Annotated in this window: 18 protein-coding genes; 2 read left to right on the forward strand and 16 right to left on the reverse strand. The window is 58.3% G+C overall.

Going from position 1 to position 19186, the window contains the following annotated elements:
* Window positions 1-13: 13 nt before the first annotated feature.
* The 5 genes from BM062_RS17490 to BM062_RS17510 form a co-directional block, all read right to left on the reverse strand.
* Window positions 14-1288: an NCS2 family permease gene (locus tag BM062_RS17490; RefSeq protein WP_092399158.1), complete on the reverse strand. Its 1275-nt coding sequence runs from the start codon at window positions 1286-1288 to the stop codon at window positions 14-16.
* A gap of 139 nt (window positions 1289-1427) precedes the next feature.
* A complete protein-coding gene (locus BM062_RS17495; RefSeq protein ID WP_092399160.1) occupies window positions 1428-2084 on the reverse strand; it encodes a hypothetical protein in 657 nt (218 codons plus the stop codon).
* Window positions 2085-2186: 102 nt separating this feature from the next.
* The gene (locus tag BM062_RS17500; protein WP_092399162.1) at window positions 2187-3140 is read right to left on the reverse strand and encodes a carbohydrate kinase family protein; all 954 of its coding nucleotides are present in this window, start codon (window positions 3138-3140) and stop codon (window positions 2187-2189) included.
* Window positions 3137-4300 (reverse strand): nucleoside hydrolase, encoded by a 1164-nt coding sequence (locus BM062_RS17505; RefSeq protein WP_254785126.1) that lies wholly within the window; start codon window positions 4298-4300, stop codon window positions 3137-3139. Before BM062_RS17505 ends, BM062_RS17500 begins: the two co-directional genes overlap by 4 nt.
* A gap of 423 nt (window positions 4301-4723) precedes the next feature.
* Complete coding sequence (locus BM062_RS17510; protein WP_092399164.1) at window positions 4724-5905, reverse strand: esterase-like activity of phytase family protein; 1182 nt, start codon at window positions 5903-5905, stop codon at window positions 4724-4726.
* A 100-nt stretch (window positions 5906-6005) separates the two neighbouring features.
* On the opposite strand from BM062_RS17510, the gene BM062_RS17515 reads away from it, so the two are divergent.
* The gene (locus tag BM062_RS17515; RefSeq protein ID WP_092399210.1) at window positions 6006-6755 is read left to right on the forward strand and encodes a GntR family transcriptional regulator; all 750 of its coding nucleotides are present in this window, start codon (window positions 6006-6008) and stop codon (window positions 6753-6755) included.
* Window positions 6756-6934: 179 nt separating this feature from the next.
* Here BM062_RS17515 and BM062_RS17520 read toward each other — a convergent pair whose 3' ends face one another.
* Window positions 6935-7759 (reverse strand): hypothetical protein, encoded by an 825-nt coding sequence (locus tag BM062_RS17520; RefSeq protein ID WP_139220092.1) that lies wholly within the window; start codon window positions 7757-7759, stop codon window positions 6935-6937.
* Window positions 7760-8309: 550 nt separating this feature from the next.
* On the opposite strand from BM062_RS17520, the gene BM062_RS17525 reads away from it, so the two are divergent.
* Window positions 8310-9152, forward strand: coding sequence for a hypothetical protein (locus tag BM062_RS17525; protein WP_092399168.1), 843 nt, complete (start codon window positions 8310-8312; stop codon window positions 9150-9152).
* A 367-nt stretch (window positions 9153-9519) separates the two neighbouring features.
* On the opposite strand, the gene sctC is transcribed toward BM062_RS17525, so the two are convergent.
* From sctC to BM062_RS17575, 10 genes are all read right to left on the reverse strand, one after another.
* Window positions 9520-11397, reverse strand: coding sequence for a type III secretion system outer membrane ring subunit SctC (gene sctC / locus BM062_RS17530; RefSeq protein ID WP_254785127.1), 1878 nt, complete (start codon window positions 11395-11397; stop codon window positions 9520-9522).
* Window positions 11398-11444: 47 nt separating this feature from the next.
* Entirely contained in the window at window positions 11445-12905 is a 1461-nt protein-coding gene (locus BM062_RS17535; protein ID WP_092399170.1) for a helix-turn-helix transcriptional regulator, read from the reverse strand.
* A 143-nt stretch (window positions 12906-13048) separates the two neighbouring features.
* The gene (gene sctT / locus BM062_RS17540; RefSeq protein WP_092399172.1) at window positions 13049-13906 is read right to left on the reverse strand and encodes a type III secretion system export apparatus subunit SctT; all 858 of its coding nucleotides are present in this window, start codon (window positions 13904-13906) and stop codon (window positions 13049-13051) included.
* 63 nt (window positions 13907-13969) lie between these two features.
* Window positions 13970-14455, reverse strand: coding sequence for a hypothetical protein (locus BM062_RS17545; RefSeq protein WP_092399174.1), 486 nt, complete (start codon window positions 14453-14455; stop codon window positions 13970-13972).
* A gap of 9 nt (window positions 14456-14464) precedes the next feature.
* A complete protein-coding gene (sctN, locus tag BM062_RS17550) occupies window positions 14465-15787 on the reverse strand; it encodes a type III secretion system ATPase SctN (RefSeq protein WP_092399176.1) in 1323 nt (440 codons plus the stop codon).
* Window positions 15784-16560, reverse strand: coding sequence for a type III secretion system stator protein SctL (gene sctL / locus BM062_RS17555; RefSeq protein WP_092399178.1), 777 nt, complete (start codon window positions 16558-16560; stop codon window positions 15784-15786). The genes sctN and sctL overlap by 4 nt, the downstream gene beginning before the upstream one ends.
* On the reverse strand, window positions 16545-17267 hold the full coding sequence (locus BM062_RS17560) for a type III secretion protein HrpB4 (protein WP_092399180.1): 723 nt from the start codon (window positions 17265-17267) through the stop codon (window positions 16545-16547). The genes sctL and BM062_RS17560 overlap by 16 nt, the downstream gene beginning before the upstream one ends.
* Window positions 17264-18043: a type III secretion system inner membrane ring lipoprotein SctJ gene (sctJ, locus tag BM062_RS17565; protein ID WP_092399182.1), complete on the reverse strand. Its 780-nt coding sequence runs from the start codon at window positions 18041-18043 to the stop codon at window positions 17264-17266. Before sctJ ends, BM062_RS17560 begins: the two co-directional genes overlap by 4 nt.
* A 9-nt stretch (window positions 18044-18052) precedes the next feature.
* On the reverse strand, window positions 18053-18466 hold the full coding sequence (locus BM062_RS17570) for a hypothetical protein (protein WP_175501060.1): 414 nt from the start codon (window positions 18464-18466) through the stop codon (window positions 18053-18055).
* Between the two features lie 16 nt (window positions 18467-18482).
* Window positions 18483-18947 carry an HrpB1 family type III secretion system apparatus protein gene (locus tag BM062_RS17575; RefSeq protein WP_175501061.1) on the reverse strand — a complete coding sequence of 155 codons (465 nt, stop codon included), beginning with the start codon at window positions 18945-18947 and terminating at the stop codon, window positions 18483-18485.
* Window positions 18948-19186: the final 239 nt, after the last annotated feature.

Below are 19186 nucleotides of genomic sequence, written 5' to 3' on the forward strand. Positions count from 1 at the left end.
TCTCTTTATTTGTTTAATTAATTGAATGTCGTAAAACCAGGTACAGCACCAACACGGCGTCCAGCGCCAGCACGGCCAGCGTCACCTTTTGCGGACGACGTAGTGCGGCGGCAACCAGCGTGTACGCAAAACAGCCGAATGCCATGCCTGCCATCAGGTCGGTGGTTAAAACAGTGACCAGCGTCATCAATAGCGGCGGCAGGCTGGCTTCGAGACGCGAGAGATCGATTTCGCGGAATCCCTCCATCATCAGCAATCCAACCAGCACGAGTACCGGGGCCGTGGCTTGCACCGGAACAATCGTGATCAACGGCGCTAAAAATATGCTCAGTGCAAACAGGACCGCTACCGTCACTCCCATCAAGCCGGTGCGCCCGCCCGACTCGACGCCGGCGACCGATTCGACATAGGCGGTGACAGTGGAGGTGCCGACCGCCGCGCCGACCACGCTGGCCAGCGCATCCGATGCAAACGCCGCCCGCGCGTCCGGGAGATTGCCGGATGCCGTCAACAAGTTGGCGCGCCTGGTTACCCCAAACAGGGTTGCGGTGCCGGCAAAAAATTCCGACAGCAGGAAATAAAGCGTGACCGGCAAGAGCAAATGGAACTTCGACAGGAATTCGTGGAAATCGAACGCGCCAATCAGGTCTGTCTTGAATGCCGGCATGGCGACCATATGGTCTGGCCACACCGTGAGCACTTTACCGTCGGCGCCGTGTATGAACGAGCCGGCTATCGTGATGGCGATAATCGATATCAGCAGCGCGCCCGGAACCCGCCGTCCAGCCAGCAGCGGCGTTGCCACGATGCCGCCCAACGCCAGCAAGGCAGCAGGGTCGCCGAGATTCCCGAACCCTGCGATAGAACCGGGAACCGCCACCACCAGGCCGGCGCTTTTCAGTCCCAGATATGCGACAAAGGCGCCGATAGAACATTGCATGCCAAGTTTTATCGGCTCCGGAAACGCCGCGATGATGCGTTCGCGCCAGCGCGTCAGCGATAGCACCAGGAAGATGATGGCATTCAAAAACACCATGGTCAGCCCGGTCTGCCACGACACGCCCATCTGCCCTACCAGTATCTGAGCGAACACGATGTTGGTGCCCATGCCGGGCGCGAGCGCAATCGGCAAATTCGCCCACAGAGCCATGATCAGGGTGCCGGCCACCGCCGAGACGACGGTGGCCAGCAGCAAGCCCTGCTTATCCATGCCTGTCGAGGATAAAATCATCGGGTTGACGACAACGATGTAACTCATCGCGGCAAAGGTCGTCATGCCGGCGATCATTTCACGGCCGACAGTCGTACCGCGACTATGCAGGTGAAAAAATCGATCAAGGAGCCGGTGAATTTTCAAAGGTTTCTCGCACGGGTGAGGATTGATGTATGGCTTACAGGTTGACTAACAACTCGGCTGATGGCTCGGCTTATCGGTCAAAGACTTGCCGGCAAATCGCCGTGCACTTTTCAAGATCGAATTGATCGCCGGTACGCACGCCAGACTCCATGTCGATCCAGTACGCAACTTGCGACGCTACCGGGAAGGCATCCAGCAGCGCGGCAATGTTGGTGGAGGAAAAACCGCCCGAATATCCGCACAGCGGATGGTCGGCGTCCAGCGGCGGCCATATTTTTGGCTGAACGCCGGTGCCGAAGGACAGGTCGTACAGCCAATCCACGCGCGTATCCGACGGGAAGTCGCCCTGGCACTGCAGCGCCGCACGCATGCCGTAACGCGCGGCGTAGGTATGGCTGTTCTGTATTTCGATATCGCTGCTGCCGAGGAAACCATGGTTGATCTGAATCCGCGCAAAACCTGCCAGATCGAGTTCCGGCGATTGCCCCGCCACGATCGCGCGCGCGGCCGGGCCACATACGTGCGCCGACAGGCGCAAACCGGAACAGCGGATAGCTTGCCGTACATCGCCGGCCGGAAATCTTGGCTGACCTTCGCGTGTTTCATCAAACAAGACTCCCCATTCGACCGGATAACGTGCGGCAAGCGCTTGCATGCCTGGTATCAGGTCGACGCAATCCACTCCTGTGAAAGTAATGAAAGCTGGAGATTTTTTTATAGGCGTCATGAAAATTCCGTTAGTGGGTTAAGTTGAATAATTAGGTTGAGTAATTAGGTTGAATAACTGAGTTAATTAATTGAGTTGAATAAGGCAGGAGAATTAGCCATATCAATAATCGAACGATTGATCAGCGGCGGCCAGCAACGCTGACACCGCCTCGCGATCGGGCAGGCCGGAGCGTGCCCCGACTGCCGTCACCGAGATGCATGCAGCGGCACAGGCAAAGCGCGTCGCCTGCATCAGCGAGCGGCCCTCCAGCAGCGCTGCGATAAACGCGCCGTTGAAGCAATCGCCGGCGCCGGTGGTATCGACGACCTGCGCTCGAAAGGCGGATTGCTCGACCGTCTGCTGACGACTGACCGCTATGGCGCCGGCGGCCCCGCGCGTCACCACGATCACCTCCGGGCCGCGCTCAAGCAGCGTGCGAACGTTGGCGGCCGTGAGGGGGTTTTTCACGATGTCCGAGAAGCTCTGCTCGTTCATGAACACCAGGTCGGACAAGGCCAGCAGCGCGTCGAGACGAGCCGGCCCATTCACCATCGCCGCTTCAATGTCAATCGAAACCGCCGTGCCTGTGCCATGCGCCAGTTTGCTCAGTTCAAAAAATTCCTCGAGATCGTAGGGCATCGCATGCACCACACGGCTGTCGACCAGAGCTTGCGATATGGTTTTCGGATCCAGTACCGGGCCAGGCATCGGTTCATACACCACCGCCTTTTCGCCGCATTTATCCAGCATGATCAGTGCATTGGCCGAAACTTTTCCGGGCATGTTGCGCAGATAGGCCGTCGATACGCCGGCGCGCTGAAATTCCGACCGCAAGAACTCGCCTGCCGCATCGTCGCCTGTCCGGCCGTAGCTTGCTGCGGGTATGCGCAGGCGGCTGGCGGCGCACGCAACATTGGCGACGGTGCCGCCGGCAAACGAATCGAGCCGCCGCCCAAGGCATTTCTGATCCGCTCTTGGCACTGTGTCGACCGCGATAACCGTATCCAGGTTGGGATCGCCAAATGCCAGCAGTCCAAATCGGCGCGCATCGTTGTTTCTCAGGATATGGATCATTGCGCTTGCGCTCTTTCGCTATTCACGGTTTGGGGGCGAGTCAGGAGATCGACAGTCAATTGTTCGAAACGCGGCACATCGATTTCTTGAATCACCAGTACCGGCCGTTCGCCGAGTCGCGGACCTTTTCCCAAGGCCCAGCTCAGGGTGTTGCCATAACCGGCGGTAAAACTGGTATCGACGTCGACCAGCATGGTCGAGCTTGCTTTCACGATGCCGGGGTCGATCCACACCATCGCCGCCAATTCATCCCACATTGGAAACGGCTGCCCATACTGTCCGATATAGCTTGCGAAGGGAGTCTTTCCGTTCGCAATCCGAGCCAGCAGCTCGGGCCGGAACATTGTTGCAGTGGTCGGATCAACGGGAACCTGCAGCACCTTTTTCCACGGCTCATGCAGCACTATCGAGGCAGCTTCGGGATCCCAGCGCAGATTGAATTCAAGCCGGGTGTTATGCCGATATTCGTCAGCGAATGCATTGGCCGCGGGAACCGGGCGGAAACTCCCTCCCATGAAAACCAGTTCCTTGGCGAGCGAGGAGAATGAGGAATCAAGGCGAGCCGCCACGGCCAGGTCGGTTAGCGGACCAGCCGCCCAAATCGTCACCTGTCCCGGGAATTCATGCACCTTGCGAATCATGAAATCGACGCCGGGTTCCGCCGCCGGCTTTATCGCAGCCATTCCTTCAGGCAGTGCGGGAACCACATAAGGATCGGCATGACGTTTTTTGTCGATAGGTTTCGACCATGCGCCCTTATATGACAATTCCCCGTACAGGCTTTCCCAGCGCTGCGTTTTCTCGGCACTGTTCAGCAACGGAAATACCGTCCCGGCATACACCGGAACCTCGGGACGACCGGCAATCTCCAATAAACGCAATGTGTGCTGGATGTTTTCGTCGCGCCAGCCATCACCGCTGCCGACCACGATGCCTAGCACATCGACGTCTGACGCCTGCAATAGCATCAGTATCGATTGCATATTGCTGCCGCCTGGCCCATACGCGTCCTGGCTGATAATCAGCTTGCGCCTGCCAGCATCGGCGTTCGCGGGCAACGCCAATATCGCCATCGCAAGCGGCGCCATCAGCCAGAGCAATACCCGATCTAAAGTTGTTTTCATTTCCAGACTTTCAATGTTGATCACCGATGCAAGCACAGGCCGACTTTTCGACGCATGGACACATGGCGCATATCAGCGACATCAGCAATATCCATGCCAAGATGGTACGAACCACTTACTCTGATAAATATTAAATAATCCAATAGAGCGATATATATGAACATCATAGGCACGGGTAAAGCATACAAGACAAATATGACATTATCATGACTGGTACGAACCATTGTCAGCACACATGGTGTTTTGTGACAATATTTGTGCATGGACGATCATGACCGCACCATTGCCGGGCATCGTTATGAAAAAGATAGAGCAGGAGGAAAGAGAGGGTCGAACCTGGAAAATGCTGCGGCTGTGCTTACTTACTTGTGGACTTGCACAGCCGTATTTTCCTGGAAAGGATATGAAGAAGAGGGTAAAACTACAGCACCCGCGCCAGACAGGCGCGGCAAGGAATTGTCAGCGCGCCTGCTTCGGTATCACTTCAAACGCAAGCAACTGCGTTACCTGCGTCGCGTTGAAGTTATTGTCCGAAACCAGCACCAGGCTATTGTGACCGTTGGCCAGCAGCGGTCCCCATGCGATACCTTCCAGATTATCTACATACGGAAGATTGCTTTCATTCAAATTCAAGATCAAATGCTTTTTTGCAGGCCGATAGGCTGCGCCTTGCAATGACGCAATCCGGCTGATATCGCTTGCCTCGCTGACATCCATTTCATAGATGCGAATATAGAATTTGAATACGCCTTCGCTATTTTGAATGCCCGCGCGCTCCAGCATGAGCAATTGGTGGTCGTTTATTGCCAGAATTTCGGATACGCCGTTGTCGGCATATTTACCGGCCGGGGCAAAAGGAATGGCATCGACCGGATAAGCATATTGTCCAAGCAGCTTGCCGCCGCGCGTGTATTTGGTGATTCGCGCTACCGCACCAGCCTGTACGCTGGCCAGCGGACCATCCTGGTACAAGGGAGCTTCCATTCCGACCCACAGGTAGCTGCCGTCCGGCGAAAAACTCAATCCTTCAAAAGAGAGGTTGTCGCGCGGCCCGAGTTCTTGATCCGTCGCGATCCGAAACATCGGCGCCAGCGGCAGCGACGCCAGATAAGCTCCGTCGCTGCTTGCCTGCTTGACAAAAGGTCCCATCCCCAGCTTGCGATAGCCTTCACTGGAATACCAGATGCTGCTGTCTTGCGGATCGAAACGGATCGACTCGATGTCCGGCACCTCGCCGCCAAGCCCCCTGCCGCGCCGGGAAAAATCAGCCACGCCGGGATAGAGGCTGCCGTCGGCCTGCCTGAAATAGGTAACGCCGGTCAGGTTGACAGCATGAAAGCCCTCGCTATCATAGTCCAGGCTGGCGCTATAAAAGCGCGCCGGATTGACTTCCGAACGGTCATCGCTTTCCATTACCCAGCTATTCGTTCGCGGATCATAGTCAATTCCGGACAAACCGCCGACAATGCTTCCCCTGAATGGATAGTCCAAGGGGATGCGCTGCTCGCCAATGAAGCGCAGACTGGCAACACTGCGGCCGGCAGACGCCTGCTGCAGGTGATCGCCATCGATGCTGGCACAGGCTGCGCAAAGCAACACCAAGGACAGGCACGCGCTTGATGATATATTTTTGATCAGCATGAATATGGCAATCCGAATGTGAGGGGGAGAAGATGTCCGGCAGCTTAAAGGAAATTTCGATTGTTGACAATTGGTACGTACCATCATACCATGGGATGATATGATGAAAATTGACGATACAACAGCGCTAACCCTGCCCCGCTACAAATGGCTTGCCAATATTATCGGCACCACCATCAGCCAAGGCCTGCTCGCTGACAACCAGGCATTGCCTTCCGAGCGCGAACTGGCGGAGCGCTACGAGGTCAGTCGCGATACCGTCCGCAAAGCGGTGCGCTATATGGAGGAGCGCGGCATAATTTATAGCGGACACGGCCGCGGCACTTTTGTGGCGCCGGCCATCGTGCGCGGAACCACGCGCTTTATTGACAGCTTTTCGCAAGATGCAAGTAACCGGGGCAGCGTCCCAGGCCAGCGCGTCCTGAACGTCGAGCCGGTTGCTGCATCGATGGCGATTGCAGGCCTGCTGAACGTGAGGCCGGGCGATCCCTTGATCCGCGTGCATCGGATCCGCCTGATGGACAATGTTCCGGTTGGTTTGCACGACGCCTATTTCGTATTGCCGCCGGGAGCAAAATTGACACTCTCCCAGATCGAGCGAGCCGGCTCCTTATACAAGCTGTTGACTGAAAAATTCGGCTTTACTCCTGCCGAGGCGGTCGAAAATCTCAGTGCCGGCGCCGCCGAACAGGAAGATGCGCGTTTATTGGGCATTCAAAAAGCGGATCCATTGCTTATTTGCGAAAGAGTCACCTTGTCGGATCGCCGGGAACCTATTGAATATTGCTTGATGAAATATTTATCGAGCTATCGCTATAAAACACGCATCGCAAAACGCAGCGGCGATTGATTTTTCGCTTGCTTGTAAAACATTCCTGACTGTCTTTTGTACAGCATGACAACGCCCTTGCCCGGTCGCGCCTGACAAACGCAGCTAAGTGGGGTCAGAGTGAACTTTCTGCGCGCCTTTTGCAGAAACTTCACTCTGACCCCAGATGACTCTTTCTGCGCTATGCCACAGATCTCTGCCTAGCTAGCCAGCCGGGTATGACCCGACAACGCAAAAAAATGCTCTTTCGCGCTATCCAGCGGCGTACCCGGGCCTTCTTCATGAAAGCCGTTGCACCACGCGAAATAGGCCAGTTTCAAGTGCGGCAACAGTGCAGCGCCAGGATTACGCGCCAACTCCACCGCAGCGAGCAGCGCTTTGGCCGGAATGGTTGCCCGGTATGCACCAGCCGGCAATGGTTCAGCAATTTCACTGCGTTCATGCGCAGGCAGCATGCGTTGCGCGAGTTCGGCAGTCTCCCCGATATTGCGCGGCACCAGCATATCGAGCGGAGCGACTGCGATCAGATAGTTGGCGGCGCGCAGCGCTTGCTTTTCGGCCTCGCTTCGCATATCGGATGAGCCTGGCCTGGCATCCCGGACAGCCCCCTCAAGCAACGCACTTAGCGCTGCCGCGCCGGTGACGCTGCCTGCCAGCACACGCGCCAGGTGAAAAGCATCTCCCGTAGCGGCTAATGGCCTGCGCGCCATGATCAGGCTGTGGAGAGCCTCCAGCGCCGCCGCACAATTGCTGCCGAAAAGCAGATTCAACTTGCGCGCGACAAGCTCCAGGTGCAGATGCGGTGCAAGATCCTCGGCGACACCTGCGCTGGACAATTTCTCGAGACGCACCTGCAACAGAGCGGTCATCTCGCGCACGCTGCCGAGCCGTGCAATGGCGTCGCCCGGGTTGAACAGTGCAGCGATCGTTGCCTCGGCGGCTGTCACGGCAACGATTGCCGCGATCGGGGCAGTCGTTGCCGTGTCTGCTGAGGAACGGTGGCGCGATGAAAAATGTAAGGACATAGCAAACGCCATAAGAAGTTGAGGTTATGGCTCGCAGCTTGACAGTTGCACCCAGCCACGCGTGCTGCCGCAGCGAAACTTGGCGCCAGTTTCCGAAGTGATGCAACGCGCAACCCGGCGCTTCACTATCGAGCATGATTTTTCACAACGGCAAACAGAAACCCCAGCCTGAACAGCATGATGCCGTCATCGCGCTACATCCGGAGTAAATGCCGCTTCGGATGCATGGCCCAAACTTCGCGGTTACCGACTGCTCCGCAACCCCAAATCCCCTAACCTGTGCACCGAAACACACGGGCGTGCGACGGAATTTTCGACTGCCGCATGTGCTACTTATTGTCGGATATGCGTCGTCGCCAGAATGACAGAGATGAAACTCGTGAAGCAGCAGCTGTTCAACGCCATGGCGGCACACATCACCGCAATTTATTCAATTTCTAGCCAAGGAGGTAAGTGCCGCTTTGAAAAAAAGACAGGAAATCATTCAATCGCGTCGTTAAATGCAGGGCAATGCCTCGCATTCCGGTAATCAATCTAATGGGGAAACATCATGAGCATTTTTTCAAAAATCAAACACGCCTTTGAGAAGGTCGGGCATGACATCGAACATGTAGCCAAGGCCGCCATCCACGACGTCGAAGGCGTCGTCAAAACGATGGAAAAAGACGTTGAGCACATCTTGCAAGATACGATGAAGATGACAGAAGCGCTGATGGAGGGGCATTTCAAGGAAGGCTTGCAGGACTTTCTGAAAGTGACGGATGACGTAGTCAAGACCGGCACCGATCTGGCCACGTCGCAAGCCAAAATGGCAATGAGCATGCTGGGCGATTTGCATATATCCAAAGGACTCGACAAATTCGTCAGCGGCGCTGAAAAAGAACTCAAGACAATTACTGACGATGTCGAGAAAGGCGTTGACTCGACGATCAAGACTCTCGCCGATTCCACAGTCGGCATCGCCACCGGCTCGCTTCAGATGCTGAAAGATCTGGCCCATGGTGATCTGAAGGCGGCAATGGGCGACGTGATGAAAGTAGGCGAAGATGTGGTAACCGTGGCGGCCGACCTGACGCCGGAAGGTTTAGCGGTAGACATGGCGAGCCAGGTGATGGTCGCCGCTCATATTGGCAACGCCAAGATCGACGACCTGGTGGCCGGCGCAATGCACGGTAATGTAGGCGAGATGGTGAAGGGCGCCGAAAAATTCGCCAAAAGCGAAGTGGTTTCCAAGGTTGAAGATTACGCTGAAACAAAACTGGCGTCGAATCCAAAAACTGCAGAAGCGGCTTCGAATGTCTTGCCGTTTCTGTTATTGGCGCCCGATGTCAGCCGCAATCATAAAAACGCCGACAACGAACGCTCCTCGCATCAGAAGCACGCATTCGCATAATCGGCAATTGATTTGATGCAGGCAACGCTGCGTCAAGATTGCCTCGAATAAGCCCAAGCATCCTTCCTGCGAAAGCACGAAGGATGTTTTTTTTAGCGGACTGAGCTAACTGGGGTCAGAGTGAACTTTCTGCGCGGTTTTTGCAGAAACTTTACTCTGACCCCACTTAGCGGGCCACGGAGTACATGCCTCATCGTTATAAAGAACAAAACTGCGTTATGCGCTCTTTCTTTCTCCGAATCCGTCATGTGGGGTCAGAGTCAAGTTTCGCGATGAAGCACTGCGAAAGTTGACTCTGACCCCAGATGACTCTTGCCGTGGCTATGTCGTGAATGATGAAACTCTCAATAAGTTAACACCCAGGACACTAGCGGACTGAACTGGTCGAAACGTTCGCCGCGGACGGACCTGACACGGCAATGATCCGCGGCGTCAACAGGAACAGCCGTTGGAAACGCTGGCCCTGGTGGTGCTTGAAACGGAACAGGCCGCCGATCAATGGGATTTTCGACAAACCTGGCACAGCAGTTTCTGCATGGTCATCCTGGTCGACGGAGTAACCGGCAATCAGCAAACTCTCGCCGTTGTTGATCAACGCCTGCGTGTCTATGGTGCTGTTGCTGACAATCGGCAAGGTTCCAACCTGTTGCGTGCTCAGCTGGCCATCCTCGATGTGCACATTAAGATGGATCTGCTCAGTGCTTGAAGTGGGAACGATCATCGGCAATACCCTGAGCGATACGCCGGCCGACACGCTATACAGGTCCGCAGACTGGTAGCCGGACACCGGTACATAGAAGGTTTGCTTGTTGTCCATGATTGCTTCGACGTTGTCCAGCGTCTCGACTTTGGGACTGGCAGTGACGCGCGCCTGATCGCTTTGCTGGAGTGCGCTGACCCGCCCCAGCAAATAACGCCCGGCGCCGCCGATCACCGCCGTCAGGACGCCGCCGGCCGGCGTGGAGAGTATCGGCCCGGTGCTGGTTTGATTCGCCGGGTTGCCGAAACCCTGCGGATTGAGGGAGTCGGGGTTGCCGGTCTGGGCCAGGGCGCCGTTCCCGGTCTGCACATCCATGTGGCCGGAATGCAGCCGCCAATCGACGCCCAGTTCTTTCAGCGCATTGTCGGTGATCTCGATGATGGTCGCATCTATTTCGAGCACGCCGGGGCGCTGGTCCAGCGATTCGATCAGCGCTTGAAAAGCCGGCATGTTTTCGGCCCGGTCGCGTACGAAAATCGCATTGCTGCGAGGATCGGCTTCGATCACCGGTCCGGCTGACGCCGCGGCTGGTTCGGCAGTATTGCCGTCTGTACGGCCAGCCACGGCGCCGGCGGGAAGCGGCGGAACATCTGCGGCAGGCTGGCGCGCATTATCCGCCATGGAGAGCCCAGGCAAGGTCGGCAGCGGCGGCCGCGCGCTAGCGGTGGACGGAAGCCCATTGCCGCTGTTGTTGCCGGTGCTGCGCAGGCTCTTCATGCGGTAAGTATCGCGCGGCGCCGGAGCGGCGTCGCCAACTGCTCCCTGACCGCCGCCATTCGCCGCATACAGGCCGCGCAGCAGCGAAGCGACACCGCGCACCGTCACGCCCTGGCCGTCGATTGTGACGGTGCGGTCCGTTGCCCAGGCATAGTTCAGAGGAAAACGCTGCACAACAATTTTATCGCTCGGCGCCGAAGTTTGATCAATCAAACGGGCGACATCGGATACCAGTTCTACGTATCGCGGCGGCCCGGACGCGATCACCAATCCTGTCTCGCCGTCATAGCGAATAGGAAAACGCCGATCCGCTATGCCAAGGCTTCCCAGCACGCGCCGCAGTTCCGCCACATTGCTGTGCTTGAGACTGATGGTTGCGTTACGGGCCTCGTTGGCGCCGGCAATACTGAGCACCGCGCCGTCGTAATACCAGATGAAGCCGAATGTGTTGGCCATCTTGTCCAGGAACTGCTCTGGAGAACTGTCGAAACGACCCGACACGGAACCGTCTACGTGAGAGGAAATCGAGGTCATGATATTTTCGCTGGCGCCAAAGTCGCGCAAGACATCCTTCAGGTCTTTATGGTCAGCCACATACTGGAATCTCTGGCTTTTCCAGACCAGCGGCTGAGCGCCGGCACTGGCTCCCGCCATGCATAGAATCACCGGCAATACCCAGGATATTTGTTGATACAGCGCGCTGCGCAATCTGCGCAGATACGAAACCGCGCTGCGCGCTAGCCCGCACATCAGAGGAGTGTTTTTCATGAATAGGTATGAGAGAGATGGGCGGCCCGAGAGAGCCGCCTCGGGGTTCAGCCGTAGATGGTTTCGGATGGCGACTCGTTGAATTGCCGGCGATAGCCCTTGGCCAGCGCGGACCGGCTGCTGACGCCCCATCGGCTGGCGGTATCGAAGATCGACGCGCCGGCCCAGTCGCCGTCAAGCAGATCATTGCGGACGCCATCCAGCCGCAGACTGCGAATCACGTTGCTGGGAGATACGCCGATCGATCTCTTGAACGCCAGCTGCAAGGCGCGCTCGGTGACGTCGACATGCGCGGCAACCTCGCGCGTGCTCAGATTTGCCCGGTTCAGGTTATCGACGATATAGCGATATGCGCGCCGGTATTTTGCCGGCAGGCGAGCCGAAACATCATCGCTAGCCGTCGTCCCGCTGTGCGCCCCGCCGTGTGCCCTGTCGAGCGGCCGCACTTCGACCACCTCCAGCCGCAGGCATCGCAACGCCTCGCTTGCATATTTCGAGTAAAACTGGAGCGCCTGGGCTGGATTGCCGCGCCGCACTGCAACTTTCGACGAGGCATACAGATACTCGACGTTCCAGCGCCGCGTGCCTGCTTCTCCTTCAGATCGATTGATCTTGACCAGGACGCGATCCGCAATGTCGTCGAGTCCACCCGCCAGCGCCGCGAGTATGACGTCGAGCTTGGCAAGGAAACCCTGGCCGGCGCCGCCGAAGCGCTGCGGCTCGTCAATTGCGAAAAAAAGCCGGTCCGCCGCGCTGGCGTCGCCTTGCACCAGGCGATCCAGCAAATTAAGATATTCCCGGCGCTGCACCAGCAACAACGGCATTGGCGACATGACAGCAGTCTCTTCATGCACATGGTGCATGCGCGCAGTGCGTTCGCCGGCTGACTGCATGCTGGCGCTGCGCGCCGAAGTCCAGAACGCATGATCGCCCAGGGTCGCGGCGCCGCGTATCTGCAACTGCACGTCGAACTCTCTTGCCAGCAGCGCTACCAATAAACGCCAGCCAGCCTGACGATGTTCATCGGCCAGTTCTGCGGCACGCAACAGCGCGTCGTCGGCGGCAGTCTGGTGTCCGATCTGATGCTGGACCAGTGCGATCCCCAGCAAACCTTCCAGCACATCGCTGGCGGTGGCAGCCTCGTCGTTGCACATGCGCGTAAAACATTTGGCGCTGGCGCTGTAACGATCGCGCAGCATCAGCTGCCAGCCGGTATTCCGGCAAGACATGATGCGCAGCCGGTCGCCATTGGCCCCGAGCAGTTTTTGCGCGCGACGATATGCCTCTTCGGCATCCTCGTCATGGCCAAGCAGCAGCGACGAATCGCCTAGCGCAATCAAGCGGGAAATATCGTCTGCCGTCAGGTCGCGGCGGCTGCATTCAAGCACGTCGTCGACCTGGCAATAGGCGCGATCGAAAGCGCTGTCGAGCAATGCGGTTGAATAGGCGGGAAGTTGATCTTGCAGGGAAAGCGCCGAAGTGAGCGCAAAATAGACGGTGGAAAACATGAACGTTACTCCAGTGTAGGTTGTCAAAAAAAATCAGACGATCCGTTGCCGGTTGCCGAATGAATGACACCAGCGACAAGTTCATCATAGGCGAAAGCAACTCCGCAAATTTCAACAAACAACATCTGATTCCACAACAATCTTCACTTTTTCAATGCATTTTCCGGCGTCGATTTATCTTGCGGATTAGCGACCATGCCGGCGCTGAGCGCCCGGCCGAAACCCAGGAATTTAATATCGTTCACGACCTGTCCCGCGAACACCGATGCCAGCGCGATTACCATCACCAGGCCTACCGCGCCGCGCAGCGGCTGGCTCAGCGAGTTCGGCTCAAGTTTGTCCGCCGCGCGGGAAATCAAGCCTATGCCTATTTCGATCAATACCAGCACCAGCATGATTGGCGTACCCAGTTTGGCGATGCCGATCCAGACAGAATCCGTGCGCTGAATCAGGAATGCCTCGGCAGTGCTTGAGAGCGATGGCATAAGCTGCTCCACTGGCCACCATTTGAAAGATTCGAACAGAGCCCCAAGCACAAAGATCATGCCGCCGCCAACGTAAAACAAGGTGACCACTAGTTGCATCAGCACGGTCGATACAGGCGTGCTTTGATCGCCGCGCAGCGGGTTGCTCATCTGTACGTTATTGAACCCGGCAAGATCGTCGATTAGCGTGCCAACGCTCTGCGCGATCCAAAAGGCCGTGGCTGCGGAATAGCCGAACGCCAGTCCAAGGAAAGCCTCCTTTGCCGTCAGGACCAGCAACGTCGCACTATTCAAATTTTCAAAGGCTTCAGGATTCTGTCCCGCTGTCACAAAATAGGTGAGCAAATAGATGACGCCGTTGCGGGCTATGCCGGGAATCGCCTGATCGCTGGCAGGCGGGAATACCAGAAATACAATCATGATGCGCATGCCGGCGAGCAGCATCATGACGATCAAATTGTGATACGCCGTGTACAAGGACAGCAGCGTATTGCTCAGAACCGCTAATTCATTCATTGTTATCTGCCTTAGGTGGTGCCAAGAGTTTCGTCGTTGCGGTGAACGCGGAAATGACGCAGTTCACCTTAAGGCACGCCGCGCCAGCAGCGTTTCAATGGCTTCCTCGTCAGCGTTTTCCTCGCGGCGGCGGCGCGTTTCGTCTTCAATCTGTTTCAGCTTGTGCCGGCACTTGTCGAGCGCGGCATCTATGCGAGCCAGCTTGCTGCGCAACCCCGCGACTTTGCGCTCCTGTTTTTCGAGCGCATCGGCTGCCTGGCGCTCGCGCACTTGCAGGGCCTGGATCTCCCCGCGCAAATGGCTGCGCCAGGCGTCATGGCTTAAATACAGTGCCGCCGACAAGCTTGCGGAGAGCAGCTCTCTCAAGCCATCTTCGTGAATCCGGCAGCGTTCGCTAGCCTGCTCTGTTTCAGCAACCGCCGCGGCATGCGCCTCCTCGACCGCCAGCATGTCTTGCCTGGCGGCTTCGAGTTCATCCTTTGCGCGCTGCTGGCGGCGCGTCTGCGCGGCAACAATTGCCCGCCATATTTTTGCAGCATCAACGCTCATCGCGCGCCATCAGTTGGAGAACTGCGAAATGATCGCGTGGGTATGCGCTCCCGGCGCCTCTTCGTCCGTGCCCTGGATCAAGAATTGCTCGATTGCGTCGTGATGCGAGATAGCCTCGTCGGCCAGCGGATCGGTCCCCTGCTGATACTCGCCGATCTGCAGCAGCAGCTCGATCTCGTTGAATTTCGCCATCAGCTTGCGCACCCGGCCGGCGCCGCTGCAATGCGCACTGCTCGCTACCAGCGTCATCACCCGGCTCAAGCTGTTGAGAACGTCGATCGCAGGATAGTGATTGCGCGCCGCGATAGCGCGCGACAGGACGATGTGGCCGTCAAGGATGCCGCGTACTTCTTCGCTGACGGGATCGTTCCCTTCTTCGTCCTCGGCAAGCACCGTATAAAACGCCGTGATCGAGCCTACGCTGCCCATGCCGGCGCGTTCCAGCAAGCGTGGCAGCTCGGCAAAAATGGAGGGCGGAAAGCCGCGCCGTGTCGGCGGTTCGCCAGCCGACAAGCCGATTTCACGCTGGGCTCGCGCAAAGCGCGTCAGCGAATCCATCATCAGCAGCACACGCATGCCTTGGTCGCGAAAATACTCGGCAATCGCAGTGCCCACATAGGCAGCCTTGGCGCGCTCGATCGATGAGCGATCAGAAGTCGCGCAGACCACCACGCTCTTGGCCATGCCTTCCTTGCCAAGAATCAGTTCAATGAACTCGCGCACTTCGCGGCCGCGTTCACCGATCAACACCACCACATTCACGTCGCAGGCTGCGCCGCGGGCCAGCATGCCGAGCAGCGTGCTCTTGCCGACGCCGGCCGGAGCGAAGATGCCGACCCGCTGGCCTTCTCCAATCGTCATCAAGCCGTCGATGACGCGCACGCCGGTGTCAAGCGGCTCTTCTATCATGCGGCGGGTGAGCGGATCCGGAGCCGCCGCGATAACTGAGCGGAACTCTTTGGTTTCGATTGCTCCCAGCTGGTCCAGCGGCTCACCCAGGCCATCGAGCACGCGGCCCATGAGCGCCGGGCCTACCGGCACGGACAAGGGCCGGCCCTGCCCGACCACCCGGGTTGAACGCGATAAGCCGACTACGCTGCCGAACGGCGCCAGCAGCGCGAATTGGCGGGTGAAGCCGACCACCTCGGCGCGCTGCACCAAGCGCCCGTCAGCTTCGCGCAGCTCGCATAATTCACCTAGCGTAGCGTCCAGGCCGCCCACTTTCAGCAAAGTTCCTATGACTTCGACCACCTTGCCGTGCTGCTTGAGCATGGGCGTCGCATCGAGCGTGGCGTCCAGCGTGTCGAGGAAACTGTCGAATCCGTCCATCATTCCGTGCTTTCATATTCGGCCAGCGCGTCGTCCTGGTCCAGCGGATTGTCTTCGTGGAATTGCTGGAGCTGTGGCTGTGGCTGCGGCTCGGCAACCAGGCCGGTAACCAAACCGGCAACAGCGCGCCGCAGCGCTTCGACATGCAATGAAAGGCTGCCGTCGATCACGCCGTAATCCCACTCGCAGACGCAGCTTCCCGGCAGCAGGTCGGCGCGTGCCACGACTTGCGGATTGACGCCCCATTGGTTGGCGCTGCAGGCCGCGCCGAAGGCGTCTCGTGCAGCGTCCAGGTCCTCGGGAGCAACCCGTACAGTCAAAAACGATGAGTCGTCCAGGAGCCGGTCGACGGTCCCCGCGACCTGCGCGAACAGCGCCTTGGGATCGGCGGTGCCGAGCACGCGTTCGACGCTACGCGTAACAATCTGCGCGATCCGCTCGCGGGCGGCACAGAGCAACTGACGCTGCGAAGCCGCCTGGCGCAGCATGGCGTCATGCACCTCTGCCAGCCCGCGCCGACGGCCGGCCGCGTAGCCCAGGCGCGCACTATTGTCGAAGCGGCGCTGCGCTGCCGTTTCAAGCGCATCTGCTCGGTTCCTGGCTTCGGCTACGATAGCCTGGGCAGTCGCTTCGGCGTCAGCCAGCAGGCCGGAGTAACGTCGTTCAAGTACGCCATGCGCTTGATCGAGGGCCACCACGCTGGCAAATTCTGCGTTGCGTATCACGTCCACGTCGGGTCCGACGGACGGTTGTTCCGAGCTTAGCCAAATAGCCATTGCATCTCCGGAAAGAACGATCCTAATTTCGCAAAAAAACACGCCGACTCGTCGCCGCCGGAAACTTGGCTGGACGTTATCGGCGAATGTCTATCCCGGCTTGATCCTGGAACGCCTGCCATGCCGGCGCCGGCAGTCTCGTCCAGCGCAAGTGCATAGGCCACCAGCGCAGCCGAAGCCGGGGCCAGGCCGGCATCCTCGGACTGGATCAGTTGCCAGCCATCGGCCGCCAGCGACATCGCGGTAAAAGACTCAGGCAGCGGCGCCCCGGAACCGGCAACAACCGCATCCGCCTGCTGCAGGCGTTCCAGCGCATGCTCGCCGACCGCGGCGCGCAGCTGCTCGCACTGGCTGCGGGCCACCACCCGGCGCAGGCTGGCGCGTGACCGGTACAGCGCACGAGCCGACAAGACCTTGCGCAAACCGTCGGCATCCAGCAAAGCAAGCCGGTTGACACTCACGCTTAACTGGTCGATCGACACCGCGCCTGGCAGCCAGGCATGGCGAGCGGCGAGCCATATCTGGACAGCGGCAGGCGTGCAAGCCTGGCGCCAGCGTTGGCAATGAAGTTGCGCCTGGCGCGCCGCCTCCTCGCGCACCCTGGCTTCGTATCTGGCGGCCCAACCATGCAGCTGGGCAAGCGATGCTGGCTCGCTTTCCTTCGACTCGCCGACGTCGTCGGCGCCACTGACATTGCGAGCGTTCAAGACGGCTTGCTCCGAGAAACCAAGGCACGCAGCCCTGCCGGCGCCAGCTTGCGCAGCAGGCCGTAGCGTCTGGCGGCAAGCATCAGCGCTGCGGCCAGAATTCCCGCAAGCAGCAGTCCGGCCCCGATCAGCCAGCCGTCGCCGGTATTGCGGCGCCCCGATCCCGCGGCCGGCAAGTCGGTGCCTGCAACCATCGTCACGCTGACGTTGTCGTAGGTCAGCCCTTCCACCGCATGCACCACCAGGTTCTTAATGCTCGGCACCAGCGAGGCAACATCCGTTCCAGGCAAGTACTTGACGAACACCGCTGCCGACGACGGCTTGACTTCGTTCGCCAAGGGATCGTTATTCGGCAGGACGATCTGGACACTGGCGTAACTGACGCCGTCGATCCTTGAAAGCACCTCCGACAGCTGCTGCGATACCCCATAGATAAAACGCACCCGCTCTTCGGTAGGGGTGGAGATCAAACCATCCTTCTTGAACATTTCGCCGAGATTTTCATGCTTTTGATGCGGCATCCCGTGCGAGCGCAGCACATTGATGGCCCGCGCAAAATCTTGCTCTTCTGCTTTCACCGACCAGCTTTTTCCGCTTTCATCTTTCTGCTTGGATGCGGAAATGCCGGCGTCGAGCAGCGCCGCCAGCATGTCGTTGGCGTCGGCTTCGGATAATTGCGCAAACAACTGCTCGCTGCAACCGCTGATAAGAACGACGCTAAGCACAGCGACCAGAGCGATGCGGAGCCTGCGGACCAACGATGGAAAGTGTGGCATCTGGCCCCCTTATTGATTCTTGACCAAGGTCTGTATGGCGCCCTTGCTGCCTTGCGCAAGCGTTTGCCCGAGATAAAGCTTGGCTGTCAAGGTGGCAACGTCAAGCTGCACCTTGACCGATTGCGCAACCACCTCTTGCATGCTCATCTTGTCGGCGCCTGCCGCGAAGGCGTCGACCTTGCTGGTCAAGGTTCCCATGGCCTGGTCTTGTTGCGTAATCATTTGCGATACCGCAGAAGGTCCCTGGAAGTGCGTCACGCTTTGCGGCGAAAGACGCGCTTGCTCGAACTTGGCGCGGAATTGTTCGACCAGATCGGTCCGTGGCGCCGGCGCCGCAGAGATTGCCGCGGTTTCCTTGGCCGCACCCGCACCACCCTGCATTGCGGGTGTGCTTGAGATCGGTGGCAGTGGTGGAATTGTCATGCTCATAGTGATCTCCTTAAGCGCGCAGATGCCGGTGCTGCAGCAAAAATTGCAATTGACTCTTCTCGATCTGTGCCACAGGCGGCCGTTTCGCCGTCTTGTCGCCTGCCTGCCCCATCAGGGTAGTCATGAGCTCGATCGAGTCGGCATCCTCCTTGCCCGACATGACTTCATTGGCATAGTGACGCCAGGACTCATCGTTCTGATTGGCCAGGCAGATCGCCAGCAGCGAACTGACGTAAGGGCCGAACGATCCTCGCAAAGGCTGCTGTTCAAGCTCCCGCAACAGACGCACGGCGTCGGAGAAACGCCTCTGACGGATCAATATCCAGGCGTCGTACGCGCGCAATTCGATAAAACCCGGCCGCATCAGGTGCACCGCCGCCAGCAGGCGCTCGGTTGGCTCGATATGGTTGTGCTTGGCGCCGAACATCAATAGTTCGATCAGCCCCGTTAACAGCTCGTTACTGCAATTTCCCATCTTCATATCCGGCTCCTCGAAGAAAAACCCCCGCACGCCGCCTTGAGAACAGCACGCACTACGCGGTAGGTAGTACCGGAAGGTAAATGAACTTCGCGGCCGTTGCCGCTGCAGATACGAACCGGCATCGCAACTAGCGAAACATCGCGCTGCGCTATAACTTCCCGAAGACGGCAATACCCTCCTGCTTCGCCACAACGCGCATCGGTTCGCATTCACGCTCTTGCCGACCTCGCACC

Source organism: Collimonas sp. OK412, assembly GCF_900112135.1.
Classification (GTDB): Bacteria; Pseudomonadota; Gammaproteobacteria; order Burkholderiales; family Burkholderiaceae_D; genus Collimonas; species Collimonas rhizosphaerae.

Excerpts from the sequence above, each read along its gene's own strand:
- BM062_RS17510 (WP_092399164.1), bottom strand. The coding sequence starts at position 5,905 with ATGCTGATCAAAAATATATCATCAAGCGCGTGCCTGTCCTTGGTGTTG.
- sctC (WP_254785127.1), bottom strand. The coding sequence starts at position 11,397 with ATGAAAAACACTCCTCTGATGTGCGGGCTAGCGCGCAGCGCGGTTTCG.
- BM062_RS17545 (WP_092399174.1), bottom strand. The coding sequence starts at position 14,455 with ATGAGCGTTGATGCTGCAAAAATATGGCGGGCAATTGTTGCCGCGCAG.
- BM062_RS17500 (WP_092399162.1), bottom strand. The coding sequence starts at position 3,140 with ATGATCCATATCCTGAGAAACAACGATGCGCGCCGATTTGGACTGCTG.
- BM062_RS17575 (WP_175501061.1), bottom strand. The coding sequence starts at position 18,947 with ATGGGAAATTGCAGTAACGAGCTGTTAACGGGGCTGATCGAACTATTG.
- BM062_RS17520 (WP_139220092.1), bottom strand. The coding sequence starts at position 7,759 with ATGTCCTTACATTTTTCATCGCGCCACCGTTCCTCAGCAGACACGGCA.
- BM062_RS17490 (WP_092399158.1), bottom strand. The coding sequence starts at position 1,288 with ATGATCGCCGGCATGACGACCTTTGCCGCGATGAGTTACATCGTTGTC.
- sctN (WP_092399176.1), bottom strand. The coding sequence starts at position 15,787 with ATGATGGACGGATTCGACAGTTTCCTCGACACGCTGGACGCCACGCTC.
- BM062_RS17570 (WP_175501060.1), bottom strand. The coding sequence starts at position 18,466 with ATGACAATTCCACCACTGCCACCGATCTCAAGCACACCCGCAATGCAG.
- sctL (WP_092399178.1), bottom strand. The coding sequence starts at position 16,560 with ATGGCTATTTGGCTAAGCTCGGAACAACCGTCCGTCGGACCCGACGTG.
- BM062_RS17515 (WP_092399210.1), top strand. The coding sequence starts at position 6,006 with ATGATGAAAATTGACGATACAACAGCGCTAACCCTGCCCCGCTACAAA.
- BM062_RS17535 (WP_092399170.1), bottom strand. The coding sequence starts at position 12,905 with ATGTTTTCCACCGTCTATTTTGCGCTCACTTCGGCGCTTTCCCTGCAA.
- sctJ (WP_092399182.1), bottom strand. The coding sequence starts at position 18,043 with ATGCCACACTTTCCATCGTTGGTCCGCAGGCTCCGCATCGCTCTGGTC.
- sctT (WP_092399172.1), bottom strand. The coding sequence starts at position 13,906 with ATGAATGAATTAGCGGTTCTGAGCAATACGCTGCTGTCCTTGTACACG.
- BM062_RS17495 (WP_092399160.1), bottom strand. The coding sequence starts at position 2,084 with ATGACGCCTATAAAAAAATCTCCAGCTTTCATTACTTTCACAGGAGTG.
- BM062_RS17525 (WP_092399168.1), top strand. The coding sequence starts at position 8,310 with ATGAGCATTTTTTCAAAAATCAAACACGCCTTTGAGAAGGTCGGGCAT.